The organism is Paenibacillus sp. sgz302115, assembly GCF_056120445.1.
Map to the genome: position 1 here is coordinate 16,321 of NZ_JBVYOK010000033.1, position 18,055 is coordinate 34,375.

11 protein-coding genes are annotated in these 18,055 nt (G+C 53.0%); all 11 read left to right on the forward strand.

Annotated features, from left to right (window positions below):
* Positions 1 to 7 precede the first annotated feature (7 nt).
* The 11 genes from AC0LWN_RS30620 to AC0LWN_RS30670 all read left to right on the forward strand — a co-directional run bounded on the left by AC0LWN_RS30620 (position 8) and on the right by AC0LWN_RS30670 (position 17,934).
* Positions 8 to 1,051, forward strand: coding sequence for a phage late control D family protein (locus AC0LWN_RS30620; protein WP_474672061.1), 1,044 nt, complete (start codon positions 8 to 10; stop codon positions 1,049 to 1,051).
* Positions 1,048 to 1,770: a phage baseplate assembly protein V gene (locus AC0LWN_RS30625; protein ID WP_474672063.1), complete on the forward strand. Its 723-nt coding sequence runs from the start codon at positions 1,048 to 1,050 to the stop codon at positions 1,768 to 1,770. The genes AC0LWN_RS30620 and AC0LWN_RS30625 overlap by 4 nt, the downstream gene beginning before the upstream one ends.
* A gap of 16 nt (positions 1,771 to 1,786) precedes the next feature.
* Complete coding sequence (locus AC0LWN_RS30630; protein WP_458967455.1) at positions 1,787 to 2,182, forward strand: PAAR domain-containing protein; 396 nt, start codon at positions 1,787 to 1,789, stop codon at positions 2,180 to 2,182.
* Positions 2,183 to 2,185: 3 nt separating this feature from the next.
* The gene (locus AC0LWN_RS30635; protein ID WP_474672065.1) at positions 2,186 to 2,581 is read left to right on the forward strand and encodes a GPW/gp25 family protein; all 396 of its coding nucleotides are present in this window, start codon (positions 2,186 to 2,188) and stop codon (positions 2,579 to 2,581) included.
* Positions 2,581 to 6,219, forward strand: coding sequence for a putative baseplate assembly protein (locus AC0LWN_RS30640; protein ID WP_474672067.1), 3,639 nt, complete (start codon positions 2,581 to 2,583; stop codon positions 6,217 to 6,219). The genes AC0LWN_RS30635 and AC0LWN_RS30640 overlap by 1 nt, the downstream gene beginning before the upstream one ends.
* Before the next feature lie 272 nt (positions 6,220 to 6,491).
* Positions 6,492 to 7,364: a baseplate J/gp47 family protein gene (locus AC0LWN_RS30645; protein ID WP_474672069.1), complete on the forward strand. Its 873-nt coding sequence runs from the start codon at positions 6,492 to 6,494 to the stop codon at positions 7,362 to 7,364.
* Positions 7,361 to 8,110, forward strand: coding sequence for a phage tail protein (locus tag AC0LWN_RS30650; RefSeq protein ID WP_474672071.1), 750 nt, complete (start codon positions 7,361 to 7,363; stop codon positions 8,108 to 8,110). The genes AC0LWN_RS30645 and AC0LWN_RS30650 overlap by 4 nt, the downstream gene beginning before the upstream one ends.
* A gap of 27 nt (positions 8,111 to 8,137) precedes the next feature.
* A complete protein-coding gene (locus tag AC0LWN_RS30655) occupies positions 8,138 to 10,993 on the forward strand; it encodes a tail fiber domain-containing protein (protein WP_474672073.1) in 2,856 nt (951 codons plus the stop codon).
* Positions 10,994 to 11,013: 20 nt separating this feature from the next.
* Positions 11,014 to 11,196, forward strand: a complete 183-nt coding sequence (locus tag AC0LWN_RS30660) for a hypothetical protein (protein ID WP_474672075.1) — start codon at positions 11,014 to 11,016, stop codon at positions 11,194 to 11,196.
* Positions 11,197 to 11,244: 48 nt separating this feature from the next.
* Positions 11,245 to 17,133: a tail fiber domain-containing protein gene (locus AC0LWN_RS30665; protein ID WP_474672077.1), complete on the forward strand. Its 5,889-nt coding sequence runs from the start codon at positions 11,245 to 11,247 to the stop codon at positions 17,131 to 17,133.
* A 555-nt stretch (positions 17,134 to 17,688) separates the two neighbouring features.
* A complete protein-coding gene (locus tag AC0LWN_RS30670; RefSeq protein ID WP_474672079.1) occupies positions 17,689 to 17,934 on the forward strand; it encodes a hypothetical protein in 246 nt (81 codons plus the stop codon).
* Positions 17,935 to 18,055 lie beyond the last annotated feature (121 nt).

An 18,055-nucleotide genomic window follows, 5' to 3' on the forward strand; every position in this document is an offset into this window, starting at 1 on the left:
GGGTTACATGAGCACCAGCGTTGCGAATTACAAGATTGAGCTGAATGGAAGCAAGCTTTCCCAAGAGCTGACGGCAGCGGTGGAGGGCGTCACGCTGGAGGATGAAATCAATCTGCCGGCTTTATTTTCCATCCAGATGAATATGGTCAATTCCGGCAGCGGCATGTGGCGGGGAACGGATCTCAAGAGCATCAAGCCGGGGGATAAAGTGAAGCTGTCCCTTGGGCTGGACAAAACCCAGCCGCTCATCAGCGGGGAGGTTACTTCCCTGGATCTGAATTTCTCCGAGCATTCCGTGGTGGAGATCCGCGGGTACGACCTGCTTCACAGGCTCCGCATGGGGACAAGAAGCAAAGCTTTTTTGAAAAAAAAGGACAGCGACATCGCTTCGGAAATCGCCAAAGAGCATGGCTTAACGCCAGTGGTCGATGATACAGGGACCGTATATCCCTACATATTCCAGAACAATCAGAGCAATTACGAGTTCCTGCTGGAAAGGGCGGCCATGCTGGATTATGAGCTCTATGTGGACGACAAGAAGCTGTATTATGTCAAGTCGCGGGCCGGGAAAGCTCCCGAGCTGCCTGAGATGAGCTTCAAGAAGGATTTTGAACGGCTGAACCTGGAGCTGCGGGCGCTGACACGCGGAAGCAAGGTGAAAATCAGAGGCTGGGACGTCAAGGAGAAGAAGGAGCTGGAGGCCGAAGCCAAGATTGGGGATGAGAAGGCCAAGATGGGCGGCACAGAGTCCGGGTTCGCGCTGAGTGCGAAAGCCATCGAGGAATCGCCGATTGCCATCATGGCCGAGAATCTGCTCGATATGAGCGAGGCCAAAACGCTGGCATCCGCCGCGTATAACAGCCGTCTGCGCGACTTCATCGCCGGGGAAGGCATGTGCTGGGGAAATCCGCAGCTTAGAGCCGGTCAGACGGTGAAGCTGATGGGACTCGGCGACCGCTTCAGCGGCATTTATTACATTGTCTCCACGGTTCACAAGATAGACAGCAAAGGCTACACAACGACATTTAAGGTAAAGAGGACAGGCCTATGAATGAAGGACCCGGAATTTCAAATTTTACCGACAGCATCATTAATGAAGGACGGATCTACGGGGTCATGGTGGGGATTGTCACAAGCAATGATTCTGCTAACAATGTGGATAAGCCGGGGCCTGGACGGGTGAAGGTGAAAATCCCGCTGATGGGCATGCCGGAATCCAATTGGGCGCGGATGGCCTCCTGGATGGCAGGGAAGGAGCGGGGAGCTTTTTTTCTGCCGGAGGTGGATGATGAGGTGCTGGTGGCTTTTGAGAATGGTGATGTTAACCGGCCTTATGTAATCGGCTCTCTGTGGAACGGAAAGGACACCCCTCCCGAAACGAACAAGGACGGCAAGAACAACATCCGTACGATTAAATCGCGCAGCGGTCATGTGCTGGAATTTGACGATACCGCGGGGAAAGAGAAAATAACGCTCACCTCCTCCAAAGGCCATGTCATCCAGCTCGATGATAAAAGCGGCGCAGAGCAGATCAGGATCGCCGACAAATCAGGCAAAAACAAAATCGTCATAGATATCAAAGCGAATAAGCTGTCGATCCTGTCAGATCAGGATATCGACATTTCCGCGCCCAAGGGCAAGCTGTCCCTCTCCGCCAAAAATATTGAACTGAAATCATCGGCAGCGACCAAAATCGAAGCCTCGGCGGGGATGGATGTCAAAGCATCGGGCAGCATGACCCTCAAAGGGGCCACGGTGAATATCAATTAGCGAGGAGAATTGAGACATGGGACAACCTGCCGCGAAAAAAGGGGACCGTATTCTTGCTACGGATACGCACATCGTTATGCTTCCTGCCGGTTCTGCCCTCGTTCCGACGCCTTTGCCCCATCCGTTTACGGGGATTCTGGACGGTGCGCTAAGCGGCAATGTCAATATTATGGGACAGCCGGCAGCTACGGTGGACTCCACAGCCACAAATACACCGGCCCATGTCCCGCAGGGAGGCCCTTTTCAAAAGCCTCCGAAAAATCAGGGGAAAATCATAGCCGGAAGCGCAACAGTAAAAATCAATGGAAAAATGGCCGCCAGAAACAGCGATCCGGCGCTAACCTGCAATGATCCGGCTGACCTGCCTGTCGGCAAGGTGGTTGCGGCGGGGACGGTCTTAATAGGAGGCTGAATTATGGAAGTCGTTGATTTTTTGGGGCGGGGGTGGAAATTTCCCTTCTCTGTCCAAAGAGGCAGTATCAATAATTCAGATGGAGAAGACTCCATCAAGGAATCAATCATTCTGATTTTATCCACCTCCCGGGGTGAGCGTGTGATGAGGCCCGATTTTGGCTGCAGGCTAAACGAGCTTGTCTTTGCGCCAAATACGATGAGCACTGCTACATTGCTCAGAAGCTATATTCAAGAAGCACTGCTTAACTGGGAGCCGCGGATTGAAGTGGATGATATTACAGTGACGCCACGCTCCGATCTGTCGGAGCTGGAAGTTTCCATCGACTATTCGATCAAGGCCAGCAACAGTAAATATAATCTGGTTTATCCATTCTTCCTTGAAAGCGTGGGGAAATAATGCGAAACAATGTGCCTGCCATTGACAAGCGGAATCAGGAGCAGCTGGTTCCGGAGCTGAGACGTTTAATCTACCAATACTGCCGCAGAGAGTGGACGGATCTGACGGAGCTGGAAGCGGATAAGAAGGTGGACGCCCTGGTTCATATCTTTACGGACATGATGGGAAAAGTCATTGACCGTTTGAACAAGGCGCCTGAGAAGAACTTCATTTCCTTCCTGAATCTGATCGGCATTCATCCTACGCCTCCGAGAGCAGCCAAAGCCCCCCTGCTGTTCAAGCAAAAGCCGGATTCGGACAAGATCAGCACGATTCCGGCAGGGACTAAGGTATCGGCACAGCCGGAAACGGGACCTGAGGTGATTTTTGAAACCGAGAAGGATTTGACGGTTATTCAGCCACGTCTGGTCAGAGCCGTCAGTCTTGATCCCGGGGAAGACCGGTGGAGCAATCAGGATTTTCTGTTCGCAGAGGAGCGCTCCGGCAAAAACGCCAAATTGTTCACAGGAGATTCCACGGTGGTTCACAGGCTGTATCTGGGCCATTCGCAATTGCTGGGCTTCGAGGAGGCGGGCAGCTGTTTGTCGGTGTACTTCAACAAGCCTGAAGCTGCAGCTTCCGCGAAGGCAGAAGGGGACACCGAACAGCGCAGCCCGCTGCTGGATATGAACTGGTTCATCTTCGATGACCAGGGGAACGCCGTTCGGCAGAAGCCGGATTATATCCGGGAGACAGCAGATACCGCATGGAGGGCTGTTTTTCAATTCGATCATCTGTCCGGGGTTCACTCCAAAGCCATTTCCGGTTATGAACGCGGGGAGGAGCTGCGGTCCTGGACGAACAAATGGATATTTGCCGAGCTGCAAACTTCGATCACCAAGGCCGGCCTGATGCCGGATATCGAGGACATCCGCATGGAGCTGAGTGTGATCAGCCCGGCTCCATTATCGCCCGATCTGGCTGTGAACAATGGAACACTGCTGGACATGGGCAAGGATTATTATCCCTTTGGTGAGAAGCCCAAAGTAAACGACACGTTCTACATCGCCTGCAATGAGGCTTTTTCCAAGGCGGATTCAGAGATTTCGCTTAAGATTGAGCTGTCCGAGCCGGAAATCAGCAAGCTGCCGGATACTCCCTATGTCAAGCTGGGCTGGGAGTATTGGAACGGAAGCGAATGGCTCGCTATTAACAGCCTGCATGAAGAGAACAGTGGAAATGCAGAGAATTCAGAAGCCGCTGCTGCTGCCCGCGTATCCTGCTTAACCGCAAGCGGAACCCTCAGCTTCCGGTGCCCGGGGATGCGGCCGCTTACGATTAACGGCGAAGAACGCCACTGGCTTCGCGTCCGCATCACCGGCGGGAATTACGGTGAGGATGCGAAATATGAATACCAGGATGAAGCGGTCAAGCTTGGCGAGGCCAGCATCAATGTGGCTCAGCTCAAGGTGACGCAAGCGACCTACGCGCCGCCTTCGATCCGCAAACTCAGCATAACCTACAGCTATACGCTGGAGGCGCACCCTGAAATAGTGCTCACGGAGAACAATTTCAGCTTTGCGGATAAGACGGTTGAATGCATGGAGCCGGGTCAATACTTCAAGCCCTTTTATCCTTGTGCCGAGGCGGAGCCGACGTTTTATCTTGCTTTTGACCGTGATATCAGCAATCTGCCGGTGTCGCTCTTTTTCCCGTTGACAGGGGAGCAGCTCGGGCACCCGATCGTGGCCTGGGAGTATTGGGAGGGTAGACGGTGGATGACGCTTAGTGTCAATGACGAGATCAGAGGTTTTACCAGAAGAGAGATTCTGCAGTTTGCCGTTCCCGCGGATATCGAGAAGCGTCCGCTGTTCGGGACAGAGCATTACTGGATTCGCGCTCGTCTGGACGAAGGGGATTTTGAAATTCCGCCGCAGGTGGATGCGATCTCCGCAAATGCGGTGTGGGCCCGCAATTCCAATTCGATTGCCGGCGAGATTCCCGGCTCCAGCAACGGCGAAGAGAACCAGACATTCCAATTGTCCAAAACGCCGGTGTTGCCCGGCCAGCTTCTCAGCATCCGTGAGACTTCGGGACAAGGAGAGTGGGTGCGCTGGGAGGAAGTCGATGCCTTCTCCATGTCGGCATCCGGCAGCAGGCACTATATGATGGACCGCAGCAGCGGAACGATTATTTTCGGGGATGGTAAGAACGGCATGATCCCGCCTACTGGAATTGACAATATCAAGTGCGATTACAAGCATGGGGGCGGAGCCACGGGGAATGTGGCGGCTGGAACCATTACGAAGATATGGGACAGCTTCAGTTGGCTGGATTCCGTGACCAATCCGGTGGCGGCCGATGGCGGCTTTGATCAGGAAGAAGCGGAGCAGGCGGAAATCCGCGGCCCGCATACGCTGAAAAGCTGGGACAGAGGTGTAACCGCCGAGGATATGGAGTGGCTGGTGCGGGAGGCGATGCCGCAGATTGCCAAAGTAAAATGCCTCAGCGCCATGAACAGCGACCTGGAATTTGTCCCCGGTACAGCAACGATTATTGTCGTGCCGGAGACAAACGATCCGAAGCCGGTTCCCAGCCAGGAGCTGCTCAGTGAGATTGAAGCCTACCTGTGCGACCGGACCTCAGCGATTCTGGACACCAATGTGCCGGGAATCCAGGTGATGGGCCCGGATTATGTCCGCGTCGGAGTGGAAGCGAATGTAACCTTCACCTCAGTGGATCAGCGGAAGGTTGCGGAAGGCCGGATTATCGACAATCTGAAGCAGTTCTTTCATCCGCTGTATGGAGGCGACGGAAATACAGGCTGGGATTTAGGCAAACACCTGTATGTGTCCGAGGTCTATGCCGTGATTAAGAATACGCCCGGTGTCGACTATGTCTCCGGGATTGCCATCAAAGCTTCGGTGCAGTGCTTTACTGTAAGCCTTGAACCCTTAGAGAGCGGCCCCTATAAACCTCTGGCAGCTTATCCGAAATACAGTGCGGTCAGATCCGACGACAACTCCATCCTCTATGCCCTTGGGGAAAAAATTGAGGCCGGAAGCAGTGTGAAGACGCTGGTGCTGAAGGGCTTCAAGGAGAAGGAATTCATCAGACTCCGCTATAGAAGCTATACCCCGGTAGAGCTGATGGTGGTATCTATTGATGGTGACATTCTGGAATGCCGGACCAAGGATGAGGAACCGCTGGAGCGGAGCTATCCTGAGGGCAGCGATTTGGAATTTGACATTACCGAGGATTTGACGCTCCGCACCTATATTTTAAATGAGGTCGCAGCGGGTTCGGTTTCATTTTTTGTAAAAATCGCAGTGTTTGAGCCCAAGGACATTGTGTACCTAAGCCGGACCGATGAGTATGTCAACACTACGCCGCTCAAGATTCATGAGGTCAGCGCGGAAAATATTTATCTTGAGTCAAATGAGCTGATCTATGGCGGGACTCATTTCGTTAATAAGCCGGACGAGCTGGTCTTTCCTTATTTGTTGGACAAGAATGCGAACCGCATTCACGATCTGACCGGCACTACGGCAGACTGCAAGCTTGCGTCGATCATGAAGGAAGACCGGAAATATTTGACCGAGCTGACCACAGCACCGGAAACGGCAACCCATTGCACTTATTGTTTTACCGAAAATTAACATATAAGTTGAGCTTGGAAAATTCACTTTAAGGTGAAGTGCGGAGGGGAAATTTGGATACTTACGGAGCGGAAGCGTCCGCCTGAGAGCTTTCCGTAGGAAAGCTTGCATCGTAAGCATAAGCTGTCTACGGATTTCATCCGCTACAAGCGGTATAAATCAAGAAATCTGTAGACAACAGCGGCCGGAAGTCCAAATGTTCCCCGCAGTACGACTGACCTTAATATGAAAATTTAAAGTTCAACTTATGATCACAGAAAGGAGGAAATCGCATGCCGCTTCCTGTACCCAATCTGGATGACCTTGGATTCGATGCCCTTGTCGCCGATGCCAAATCATTGATCCCGCTCTACGATCCGGATTGGACGAACTATAACCCCTCCGACCCCGGTATCACACTTTTGGAGCTGTTTGCCTGGTTCAGTGAAATGGTGCTGTACCGTATGGACCAGGTGACGGAGGAGAGCCAACTGCAATTTCTCAAGCTGCTCGGCATTACGCTGGCTGAAGGGGAAGAGCTGGCATCCGGGATACGCCGCGGGGCGCAGCAATTCACGCAAAGCTACAGAGCTGTAACCGCAGCGGATTTTCAGCTTCTGGCAGAACAGGGTTTGCTCGAAATTCCCTCAATCCTTGTTAAGTATCCCGATCTGGCGGTCCGCACATTATGTCTGATCAATACGGATCTGGAGAACGGCACCGGAGTGAAGAAAGAAGCCTTCGGGCATGTCTCCGTGATTCTGATTCTGCAAACGGGCAATCAGAAGGATCTGCTGCGGGAAATAACAGAGATCAAACAAAACGTCAAAGCTTATCTGGATGCCCGCAAGCTGCTGACCACCCGGGTTCATGTGGTGGAACCTGATTACCGGGAGGTCCAGATCGAGATGGTGGTTGCAGCCAAGGATAAGAGCATTGGCAGCACTGTAAAGGACAGCATTGTCCGGTTTCTTGATCCGGTTAGCGGAGGAGAGGAAGGCAAGGGCTGGCCTCCAGGGAGAAGGCTGTACGCCTCCGATTTGTACCATCTGGTAGAGGGCATGACCGGAATCGACCATGTCACCCGTGTGGTGCTTGAGTCGCCTGAGCTGCTGCCCTATCAATTATTCAAGCTGCAGGAACTGAAGGTTGAGGTGGAACCATGAACAGTCCGAACGATAACAGCTATGTGCAGTACCTTCCGCGGGTGTTCCAGCAGAAATCGGGAGAATCCGATGAGAAGTTTTTTCTAGGCCGGTTCCTGAAGGCGTTTGAAGCGATGCTCTCCGGTAAAACCGGGGCAACCAGTGAAGAATCGGTGGGCATTGAAGCTCTGCTGGACAGCCTGCACCAGTATTTTGACCCGGCTATGGCCCCCTCGCAGTTTCTGCCCTGGCTGGCGGGTTGGGTAGGACTGGAGCTTGCGGAGGGGGTGGAATATGACGGAGAGCAGGATAACCGGGAGCGAACGCTTGCCACCCTGCAGACTCTTCCGCTGTCCGCCGCCCGCAGCACGGTCAACCGCAATCTGCTCGGCAGCATTGTCCAGTTGTACAAAAAACGCGGAACGCTGGCAGGGCTTGCCGAATATTTGCAGGTCTATGCGGGTGAAGAAGCAGCCATTCATATCAGTGACTACGAAGAGCCGGTCCGCTGCGGCAATGCACAGCGTGTGGGGATCAATACAATGGTGGGGGCAGCGGAGCCGAGCTATTTTTCCGTTCATGTGGTCCTTCCTGCGCACAGCCGGACGATTCTGCAGAACAAAGTGCAAATCCTGCAGGAGGTTATCCGGAAGGAAAGACCTTTTTACACTAATTCCAGCCTGAATGTTGAAGTCCCGTATATGTGCCTTGGGGTCTATGGCGCGCTAGGAATGGAAACCTTGCTCGGGGGTATAACAGAGGAATAGAGATTATAGAACGGAGGCAAGTCAATCATGGGAAAAGAATTTGCAAGAATGCGGTATTTTGACGGTCTCTTCCTAAACGCGGAGGACTATAAGCTGGACCAGGATTTCTATCTGCGCCTGCAGCGGCTGCATAACCGCTATCTGCACACCTGGGGTATTGTTTGCGGGCTGAAGGTGCTGCCTTTACTGGATCAAGGGGAACAAATGAAGGTGAAGGTTGCGGAAGGTCTGGCGCTGAATCAAGTGGTGATCAAGGGGACAACTCCCCAGAAGAACGAGAGCATCAGCCAGGAGATTCTCATTTATGAGGGACACCCGGACAATCCGGTGGATCTCTCCGAGTATAATGCCAACGAGAGCATTTATCTCTGGGTCAGCTATCAGGAAGTGGACGCCGAGCGGAATATTGAACGGGGCCAGGGCCAGGAGATTCATATCTGGGAGCGGGGGAAGATCAGCCACAGCACCACCAAGCCTACAGGCCCGGAGCATATTGTGCTGGCCCGGATTGTTCCGCGCAGGGAAGCCGCAGGACTCATAATCGACAATACATGTATTTTTGATTATGACAGCGATGCGGCCCGCACGCCGCTTCGGGTATACGCCGGGGCAGCAGGCAAGAAGATGGTTACGGAGAAGCTCGTCATCAAAGCCAAGAGCGATGACAGCATCGAGGATATGCAGCTGAATGAAGAAAGCCTGGCCGCCATGCCTTCGGTATACACCCTGCAGGAAGGTACGGTGCTTGAAGTCAACTCCAAGGATACCCAATTTACAGGAAACCTCAAAGTTGAAGGTGATTTGACGATTCAGGGAGAGCTGCTCCTGCAGAGCAAGGATCGGTCACAGAGCGAACTTCGGATTATGAACAGCTTCGTTGAGGTCAACAGCCCGAACTATGATGACCCGAAATATGAATTTCCCGGCCCGCGGGACGGCGGACTTGAAGTGTACCGCGGAGACGGAGGCACGCATGACGCCCGGATTGTCTGGGTGGAGAATGAGAAATGCTTCAAGGCGGGGCTGGGTACGGACCTGAAGAAAATCGCTTACGGCAATGAGTGGGACAGCCTGATCAAATATGAGTTCGCTGACCTGCTCCACAGACACAGCAAGCTTTCCTCACAGGGGGGATTGTCCCTTGGCTTCAATAGTTCAGGCAAGCTGTACAGCGATGCTGACCTGGCGCTCAAGGACGACAAGACCTTTTGGCTAAAAGCGACGAACCAGGATACGATTGACGGCTCACATGGGCTCGGTTGGTTCGGAACAGGCAAGCCTTTTGCCGGACTTGAGGTTGACGGGCCTGTATTGTTCGGGAATGCCGGAGGTGTTCTGGGCGCCAGAACGGCTAACCCGGACGGCACACGGACTGAAAAGCCGGTTCTCTCCTGGAATAAAAACGGGTATGTCGGAATCGGCCCCCAAAAGGCGCTGGAGGATTCGCTTGATGTCGATGGCAGCCTGCGTATTCTCAGCGGCAGGAACCCGATCCGCTTCACCTCCGTATGGTCCGGCTTCCCGGACAACAAAATCAACGGTGCGGAAATCAGCAATGATATCACCGAGCACAAAGCTTTGATGATTGTCGGCAACCAGTCAGCCGGGCAAGGAAGAAAGGTCGCAATCTGGGACCGCCTGGATGTGAACGGGTTCCTGTATGTGAACGGCAAAATGCAGGCGTCACAGGAGATCATTCCAAGCGCGGGCAACGGAGAGCATAACGGCATTATCTTCCCGGCCAACCCGGGCGGCGGCGGTTATGACCTGGCGTGGATCAAATATTATCCGCGCATTGGAGAAGATTGCACCCTGGAAATCGGCACCTCCAACGACGGCAATGATCACATTTCCCTGAATGCTTCAGGCAATGTGGGTATCAGTACGCTTAATCCGGCGGACAAGCTGGATGTTGCCGGTGGCATGCGTTTGTTGACCGGGGATAAGATGAATCCGATCCGTTTCACCTCCGGCTGGACGGGCTTCCCTGACCAGGCTAATAACCGCGCTGAAATCAGCAACGACACCACTAATTACAAGACCTTAATGATTGTCGGCAACTCCTCGGGCGGACAAGGCCGGAAGGTTTCGATCTGGGACCGTCTGGATGTGAACGGCTTCCTGCAGGTAAACGGCAACGCTCAGATTACAGGGGATTTGGTGATTAACGGCAAGATCAAGACCGATGTGCTCACCTTCGACGGACAGTTCAACAGGCTGAATGTAGGGAATTACTTCACCGCTACCGTAGGCTGTGCCGATTTCTGCATGGGTTACTCCGCGCGCCGTGGCTCCCCTGGCAGAGCCTTGGTCGATAATGGAAGCAATCTGGTGCTGAATTACGGCAACGATTGGTCGTATGCCTCCGTACACAGCAGTCTTGAAGTGAAAAACGCCATTGTACCAAGCGCAGGCAGCGGCAACAACGGCATTGTTTTCCCTTCCGATCCCGGCGGCGGCAGCGGCGACTCGGCATGGATCAAGTACTATCCGACCGGCGGGGAAAACTGCGTGCTGGATATCGGTGTATCCAATGACGCCGGGGACCGCATCTATCTTCACGCCAGCGGTGGTGTATATGCCAACGGCAGCATGTACTGGTGGTCTTCGCGTGAGCTGAAGGACAATATCGCCGATCTTCCGGTCAAGGAAGCGAAGCAGCTGCTGGATGGGCTGAACCCGGTTTCTTTTAAATACAAAGGCGGCACGAAGGAAAGAACACTTGGTTTTATAGCGGAAGAGGTTCCAGCAGTTCTGGCGGATGCCGATCAACGGGCGGTAAGCGGAATGGATATCATCGCGGTACTGACCAGTGTTGTGAAGGATCAGCAAAAAGCGATCACAAGAATGCAAAAACAAATTGCCACCCTGCAGGGTGCCTAAACCATAGGAGGATGAACGATATGAAAGAACAAGTAGAAGCACGTATTAACGAACTGAAGGCAGAACTTGAATCCGGGCAGCGGATGATGCAGGAGCTGGATGAAAAACGCAGCAATCTGGGTTACACCATTATGCGCATCAGCGGTGCGATTCAAGCACTCGAGGAATTAGTCGCCGGGGAAAAAGAGTCCGTTGAGGCCTGAGTAAACGCCGAATAGCCGCATATTTGAAAAGCCGGGAGGAGTGGGATTGTGCCAAAGGACATGAAACGCATGCATTATTTCAACGGGCTTTTGCTGAAGGAAGATGATTTGACGCTGGATCAGAACCACCACAAGCGTTTACAGCGCCTTCACAACCGTTATTTTCATGATTGGGGAGTTGTCACAGGCCTCGAAGTTGAGCAGAAAGAGCTGACCAAAGTAGAGATTACGCCGGGCTTCGCCTTGAACAGAGTCATTGACCCGGACAACAATGAAGAAATCAGCCAGGAAATTATAATCAGTGATACTCATCCGGCGAGGGTGCTCGATTTATCGGGCTACAGCACCTCAGATCAAATCTATATTTCAGTGAACTATAAGGAAGAGCTGGCGGATAAGGACCTTATCAAAGGCGGGGGCAAGGAAATTCATGTGTGGGAGATTTCAGAGCTCAAATCCAGCTCCCAAAAGCCTACGGATGTCCAGAAGGATATTCTGCTGGCCCGCGTAACCATGAAGCATAACCAGGACGGAACCTTGGGCATCGACCAGATTTATGATACGGATGTGGATGGAAAACCCCTGAGGATCAGAGCGGTAGGCGGAACTACGCTGAAGGCCAAGAAAATAATCATTGGTTCAAAAGAAGACCCTGCTCTGCCCTTTTTCGACATCTCTGTGGATGAAAAAGGTAAAGAGGGGAACAACCTCAATGTTCATGCCTCTCTGACAGAGTTCACGGGGAAAATTAAATCCGGTGCAATCGACACCTATGGAGCGGTTGAAGTCAACGGCGAGCTTACGGTTAAAGCCGGCAGTGAGCAGGCGCTCAAGGTTAACGCTTCCGGGGATGTGGATATGTCCGGTTCTGCCAGTGTGACAGGTCCGCTCTCGGCAAAAGGCGGGCTTGATGTCAGCGGGGGAATGGCGACACTGGATGTTCCGCAGGTGGTCATTGGCGGGAATATGGTCACACTCAACAAAAATGCCAATAAGAATTCCAGCAGCGGCATCGAGATTAACCGCGAGGATCAGCCAAACGCCAAGCTGGTGTGGGATGAAAAAGACAAAGCCTGGAAGATCGGAACGGATCAGAAGGAAGGTCAACCGGACAGCGGAATGTATAAGGTAGCTTACGGCGCTGACTGGGAGAAGCTGCATGGCGGGGCCAATGCGGACAGCCTGCACGTTCACAGCCAGCTTCATTCGGCAGCCGGAAATCCGGTGCTTAGCAGCGATCCCAAGGGGAATATTGTCATTGAGAACACCTTAACCGTGAACGGGGGGCTTGTATCGAAGAGCGGGGGACTGGAGGTATCCCGTGGAGAAACGCTCCCGAACGCCAAGATTGCCTGGAATGAACAGGAGAAATCGTGGCAGATTGGTACGGTGAACGGCGATATGACCAATATTCCTGACGGGAAGCAGTGGGAAGAGCTGACCGGCGGAAGCAGCAATGCGGATGCACTGCATACCCACAGACAATTCCATAATGAGGATAAAAGTCTGCTGGCGCTGGAGATCGGTGCGGACGGGAACGTTAACATTCCGCATGAGCTTATGGTTGGCGAGACACTTACAGTGAACAAGCTGATCGTTAGAGAAGAAGAGGTTGTCATCAAGAAGGTTGAGCAGGAAGTGGCGGACAGCTTCATTACGGTGAACAAGAACGGGAATAACACGCTGGACAGCAAGGGTGGTCTGAGCGTCTACCGGGGAAGCCAGAATCCGAGTGCCCGGATGGAATGGAATGAGACAGACCGCAAGTGGAAAATCGGCATTGAAGGCAGCCTCTCCGACATTCCGTATGGCAACAAGTGGGACTCCCTGACGAACGGCTCAGTGGCCGACAAAGCCCACAAGCACAGTACGCTGAGCACCTCATCAGGAGGAACCGTAGTATCCGTAGATGATCAGGGCAAGCTGTCGGCTTCCGGAAATGCGGAGATCGGCGGAACGCTGCTCGGTAAAGGCAATGCTGATCTGAAGGCCGATCTGAATGTGGGCGGTTCTGCAACCATTGAAGGGAACCTCACCGTAAAAGGGAAAACTACATTCGTGAAAAAAGAGGACCTGGTGGTTGTCAGCAACCGCATCGAGATGAATAAATTTGAAGGAGACAGCTCGACCCTGAATCAGAGCAGCATTGAGGTATACCGGGGCAAGTCTAAGCCCAGCGCGAAGCTGGTCTGGAACGAGAGTGAGGGCAGATGGAAGCTGGGGCTGGGAGACGAGCTGTCCAATATTGCATACGGCAAGAATTGGGATGCCTTGACCGGAGGAGTAAATTCGGATGCCGACGGACTGCACAGACATAACTCGCTCAGTGACAGCAAAGGCGCTACGGCGGTAGCGGTGAACTCCGAAGGAAATATAGAGATCACGAATGACGCTGAAGTAAAGGGAACGCTCAGCGTGAACAATGGCGCGGATATTACCGGAGGGCTGGCGGTGGATGGCTTGGTAACCGTGGCCGGCAACCTTATCGTCAAGGGTACGACTACAACCGTCGAGAAGAAGGATCTTGTCATTACCGATAATATGATCAAGATTAACAAATTCGAAGGTGAAACTCCTCCAGTGAATGAGAGCGGGCTTGAGGTATACCGCGGCGAATCGCAGCCTGCTGCAAAAATCATCTGGAGTGAAAGCGAGCGGAAATGGAAGGTTGGCACCGGCAGCGCGCTGGAAAATATCGCAAGCGGCAGCTCCTGGGATAAGCTGACGCAAAAGGCGAGTGCAGATTCCCTGCACATCCACAGCCAGCTGTACAATCCGCAGACCGACATTCTCGCACTCAGCGCCAGCGCGGACGGCGATGTGGATGTTCATCATGACCTTACTGTCGGCAGCAATCTTACAGTGGCCGGGAACCTTGAGGTCAGAGGCGCATCGGCCAGCATCAATACAGATGAGCTGGAGATCGGCAGCCCGCTGATTACGCTCAACAAAAATGACGATGCTGTGTCTTCAATCTCCGGCGGGGGAATGGAGATCTTCCGGGGAACCGGCCAGCCCGCAGCTCAAATAGCCTGGGATGAGGACAAGGACCTGTGGAAGATCGGGACCTCCGGTGAGAAAGCATTGACTGTCGATAAGGCTGGCAATGTCAGTGCCTCCGGCAGCCTGGAAGCCGCCAGCGCCAATATTCTTGGTGCTGTCACCGCAGCCAGCGCCGCAATTGCCGGAACAGTGAGCGTTGGAGATGGGCTTGAGGTTCCCCAAGGAACGGAAACCAGCGCCCAGATCAAGTGGGCGAAGGACCGCTGGAAGCTGGGGACAGCGGGTAAAACCGTCCTCAGTCTGACGCGCAGCGGAAAGATGGGTGTGGGCACCGATAATCCGACCGAAGTGCTGGATGTGGCCGGCAAGGCTATCTTCCGGACAGAAGCGGAAATCGCCGGAGCAGCTTCCTTTTCGGGCAAGGTGACTGCACATAAGGAAGCGGTTTTTGAAGGTGATACTACCTTTAACAAGGGAGTTAGCGCGGTAGACGTTTCCGTAAGCCACAACATGGTGGTGGAGGGAAGCCTTGTCGCTGGCGGTATTGAAGCACCGCGCGGCCTGGACAGCAGCGGTGCGGCCTTGCCTAATGCGCGGATAGAATGGAACAACGAACAGAAGGCCTGGTTCTATGGGGACGGGAAGACAAAATATGAGTTCGGCACCGGCAAGGGCGGACAGAACAAGCTGTATAACGAGCTTGGAGATACGATTGCGATGTATTCCGATAAAGAAGGAAAAGTCGGTATCGGGACTACGACTCCGCTTGCGCTTTTGGATGTCAGAATCGCTGGCGACAGCACTGCATTCAGTGTAACCAAGAGCGGAAATGTAGGGATCGGGACCATTCCTGCTAATCCTAATTCGAAGCTCGAGGTGCAAGGCAATACAGCAGTTAAAGGCAACCTGAGTGCTGAAAATGCTACATTCTCCAAGGATTTGACGGTAGCAGGAAATTTAACTGTTAACGGTGATGTAGTAACGATCAACGCCGCCACTTTGGAAGTTGAAGACAATATTATAAGAGTTAACAAGTATGAACCGCGCGACACCCCGATTGTGAAAAATGCAGGACTTGAGGTATTCCGCGGCGGAACCGCTCTGCCGGCACAGCTCATCTGGGATGAAACTGCCGACGAATGGCTGGCCGGAGCCGCAAATACGCTGAAGGCGATTGAGTTCAAAGGCCATACCCATCCGGAGTTTGCCGGATTGTCCGGTGCAATGACCGTGGATTCCGGGAATATCGGAATCGGTACGGCTAAGCCGACAGCCAAGCTGGACGTGAACGGTAATGTCGCTGTCTCGGGCAAGCTGACAGCAGTTGATGCGCAGCTCACCGGCAAGCTGAATGCGGCCGGGGCGGAAATCGCAGACACGTTGACCGCCAAGGATGCTGGAATCAGCAATAAGCTGACGGCGAAGGATGGCGTGTTCACAGGCAGTCTTGCGGTTAGCCAGGGTATTGAGACAAGCAGAGGCGCAGATCCGAAAGCGCAAATCCTCTGGAATGAAACGATTGATGAGTGGCAGGTTGGCATTGCCGGAAGTCTTAAGCAGTTGTCTTATCAAGGACATACCCATCAGGAGCTTGCCGATCTGACTGCTGTGCTGAAGATCGTCTCCGGCAATCTCGGAATTGGCACTGCAACACCAACAGCCAAGCTCGATGTGACCGGAAATGCGGCCATCAACGGCAAACTGACCGTCACCGAAGCCGCCGTTAGCGGAGCATTGACCGCCAAGGATGCATCAGTGACTGGAACGGCTACGCTTAAGGATGCTTCTGTCAGTGGTACGTTAACTGCGAATGATGCCAATGTCAGCGGAGCATTTACTGCCAAGGATGCTACGGTGAGCGGCAAGCTGACCGCCAAGGACGCTGCTGTCAGCGGAAATCTTACACTTGGTCAGGGGATTGAAGTGGCTAGAGGCGCTGACGCCAAAGCGCAGATTCTCTGGAATGAAGCCGCAAAAGAATGGCAGATGGGTATTGCCGGAAGCCTTAAGCAGCTCTCCTACAGCGGCCATACTCATCCGGAGCTTACGGACCTGGCGAACCTGACTGGCGTGCTGAAGGTTGTCTCCGGCAATATTGGGATCGGGACCCAAACGCCAGCGGCCAAGCTGGATGTGAAGGGAGATGCGGCGGTCTCCGGGAAGCTGACGGTGTCCGATGCGGCTGTGAGCGGTGCTCTGTCCGCGAAGGATGCATCGCTGACCGGTACACTGACCACCAAGGATGCTACGGTCAGCGGTACTTTGACGGTTCAGGATGCAACGCTCAGCGGTACATTAACAGCAAAGGATGCGGCGCTAACCGGCAAGCTGACTGCGCTGGACGCTGCAATCAGCGGAAGCCTGGCAGTTGGCAAGGGTATCGAGGTCAACCGGGGAAAAGACAAGAAAGCACAGATTGTTTGGGATGAGACCGCAGGCGAATGGCAGGTTGGTGTTGAAGGCGGCATGAAGCGCCTTGCTTACAGTGATCATACCCACGATGAGCTAACTGCACTTACGGGTGCGATCACTGTAGATTCAAGCAGCAATGTGGGGATAGGCAAAGCAGCCACAGACGGCTATATGCTTGATGTGAACGGGAACGCACGGGCGACCAATTTCGCGCAGACCTCCTCCAGAACCTTTAAGGAGAACATCTCCAGCCTTACTGCCAAAAAAGCTCTGGAGCTGCTGAACAAGCTGAAGCCGGTCACCTTCAACTACAAAGAGGAGAACGGCAAGCAGCAAAATATCGGCTTCATCGCCGAGGATGTGCCACACATTTTTGCCACCTCCGATCACAAATCTGTTGTGCTGATGGATATCATCGCCGTCCTGACAACGGTTGTGCAGAAGCAGCAAAAAGAAGCCTGCGACATGCGCAAGCAGGTTAATGAGCTGCAAGTGCAGGTAGCAGCCTTGGCAGGCATTTAATTAGAAGCCGCCCATAAACGGAATTGTATAGAAGCTCCTGCAGCCTTATCGCTGTGGGGGCTTCTTTAATGTCATCAAGTGAGATCGGCTGCAGGATCATCAAGATGCCGCAAAATAAGGCTTAAAACCAAAGTTAGCGGTTGTCATTCGATTAGGAGTCCAACTCACGTTGGAAGGCCTGATAAGAGGAAAAATACCCGCTACTTCGTATGAAAACCTCATTATCCACGAGTTAAGGGGAATTCCTCCCTGTATCATCGTCCAAACTAGCACGGAAAGGGCTACCGCCCAAATATAGGGGGAGCATTTCCCTCAGTTTTCTTGAAACGCCTGTACCTATCCAGAATAGAGGGGGATTTTCCCGCTATTTTGATGTTCGCTTCTTTTTTGCACTCGTTCTGGTACTGGCGTGAAAACAGCCCTTTTTTCACCCTCCTTCAGTCAACCACTAATTGTTAGGTGGAGCCCAAAATAAAAGTGTAAAGTTGGAGCTTTTGCGTTATCCTCAAATAAGCGATATGGAATAAGAAGATGAACACCGCAGGAGGAACATGGATGTCAAAGGAATATTCGCGCACGTATATTGAAAGTGTAAAGCTGGAACTGCTCCACAGGCTTGGCTTGAAGCAGGTCTACTATAAGGGGCAAGCAGGCGATGATTTGCTCTATGAGGCAACGGGTTTTGACAAAGGAACGCAGCATAAATTTTGCGTCAGAACGAAAACCGGAACCATTGACGAGTTCGTCGCAGGGAAATGGATGAAAGTCCGTAGCTTTGCGATCAAGAGCAGAGAACAATAAGACTTGGACAAAACAATCAAAGCCGCCTAACCTACAACTCGTGGATTAGGCGGCTTTTTTGCTGTAATGCGTCCGCCTTTGTCTCCGGATTTCATCCGCTACAAGCGGCAATAATCAAGAA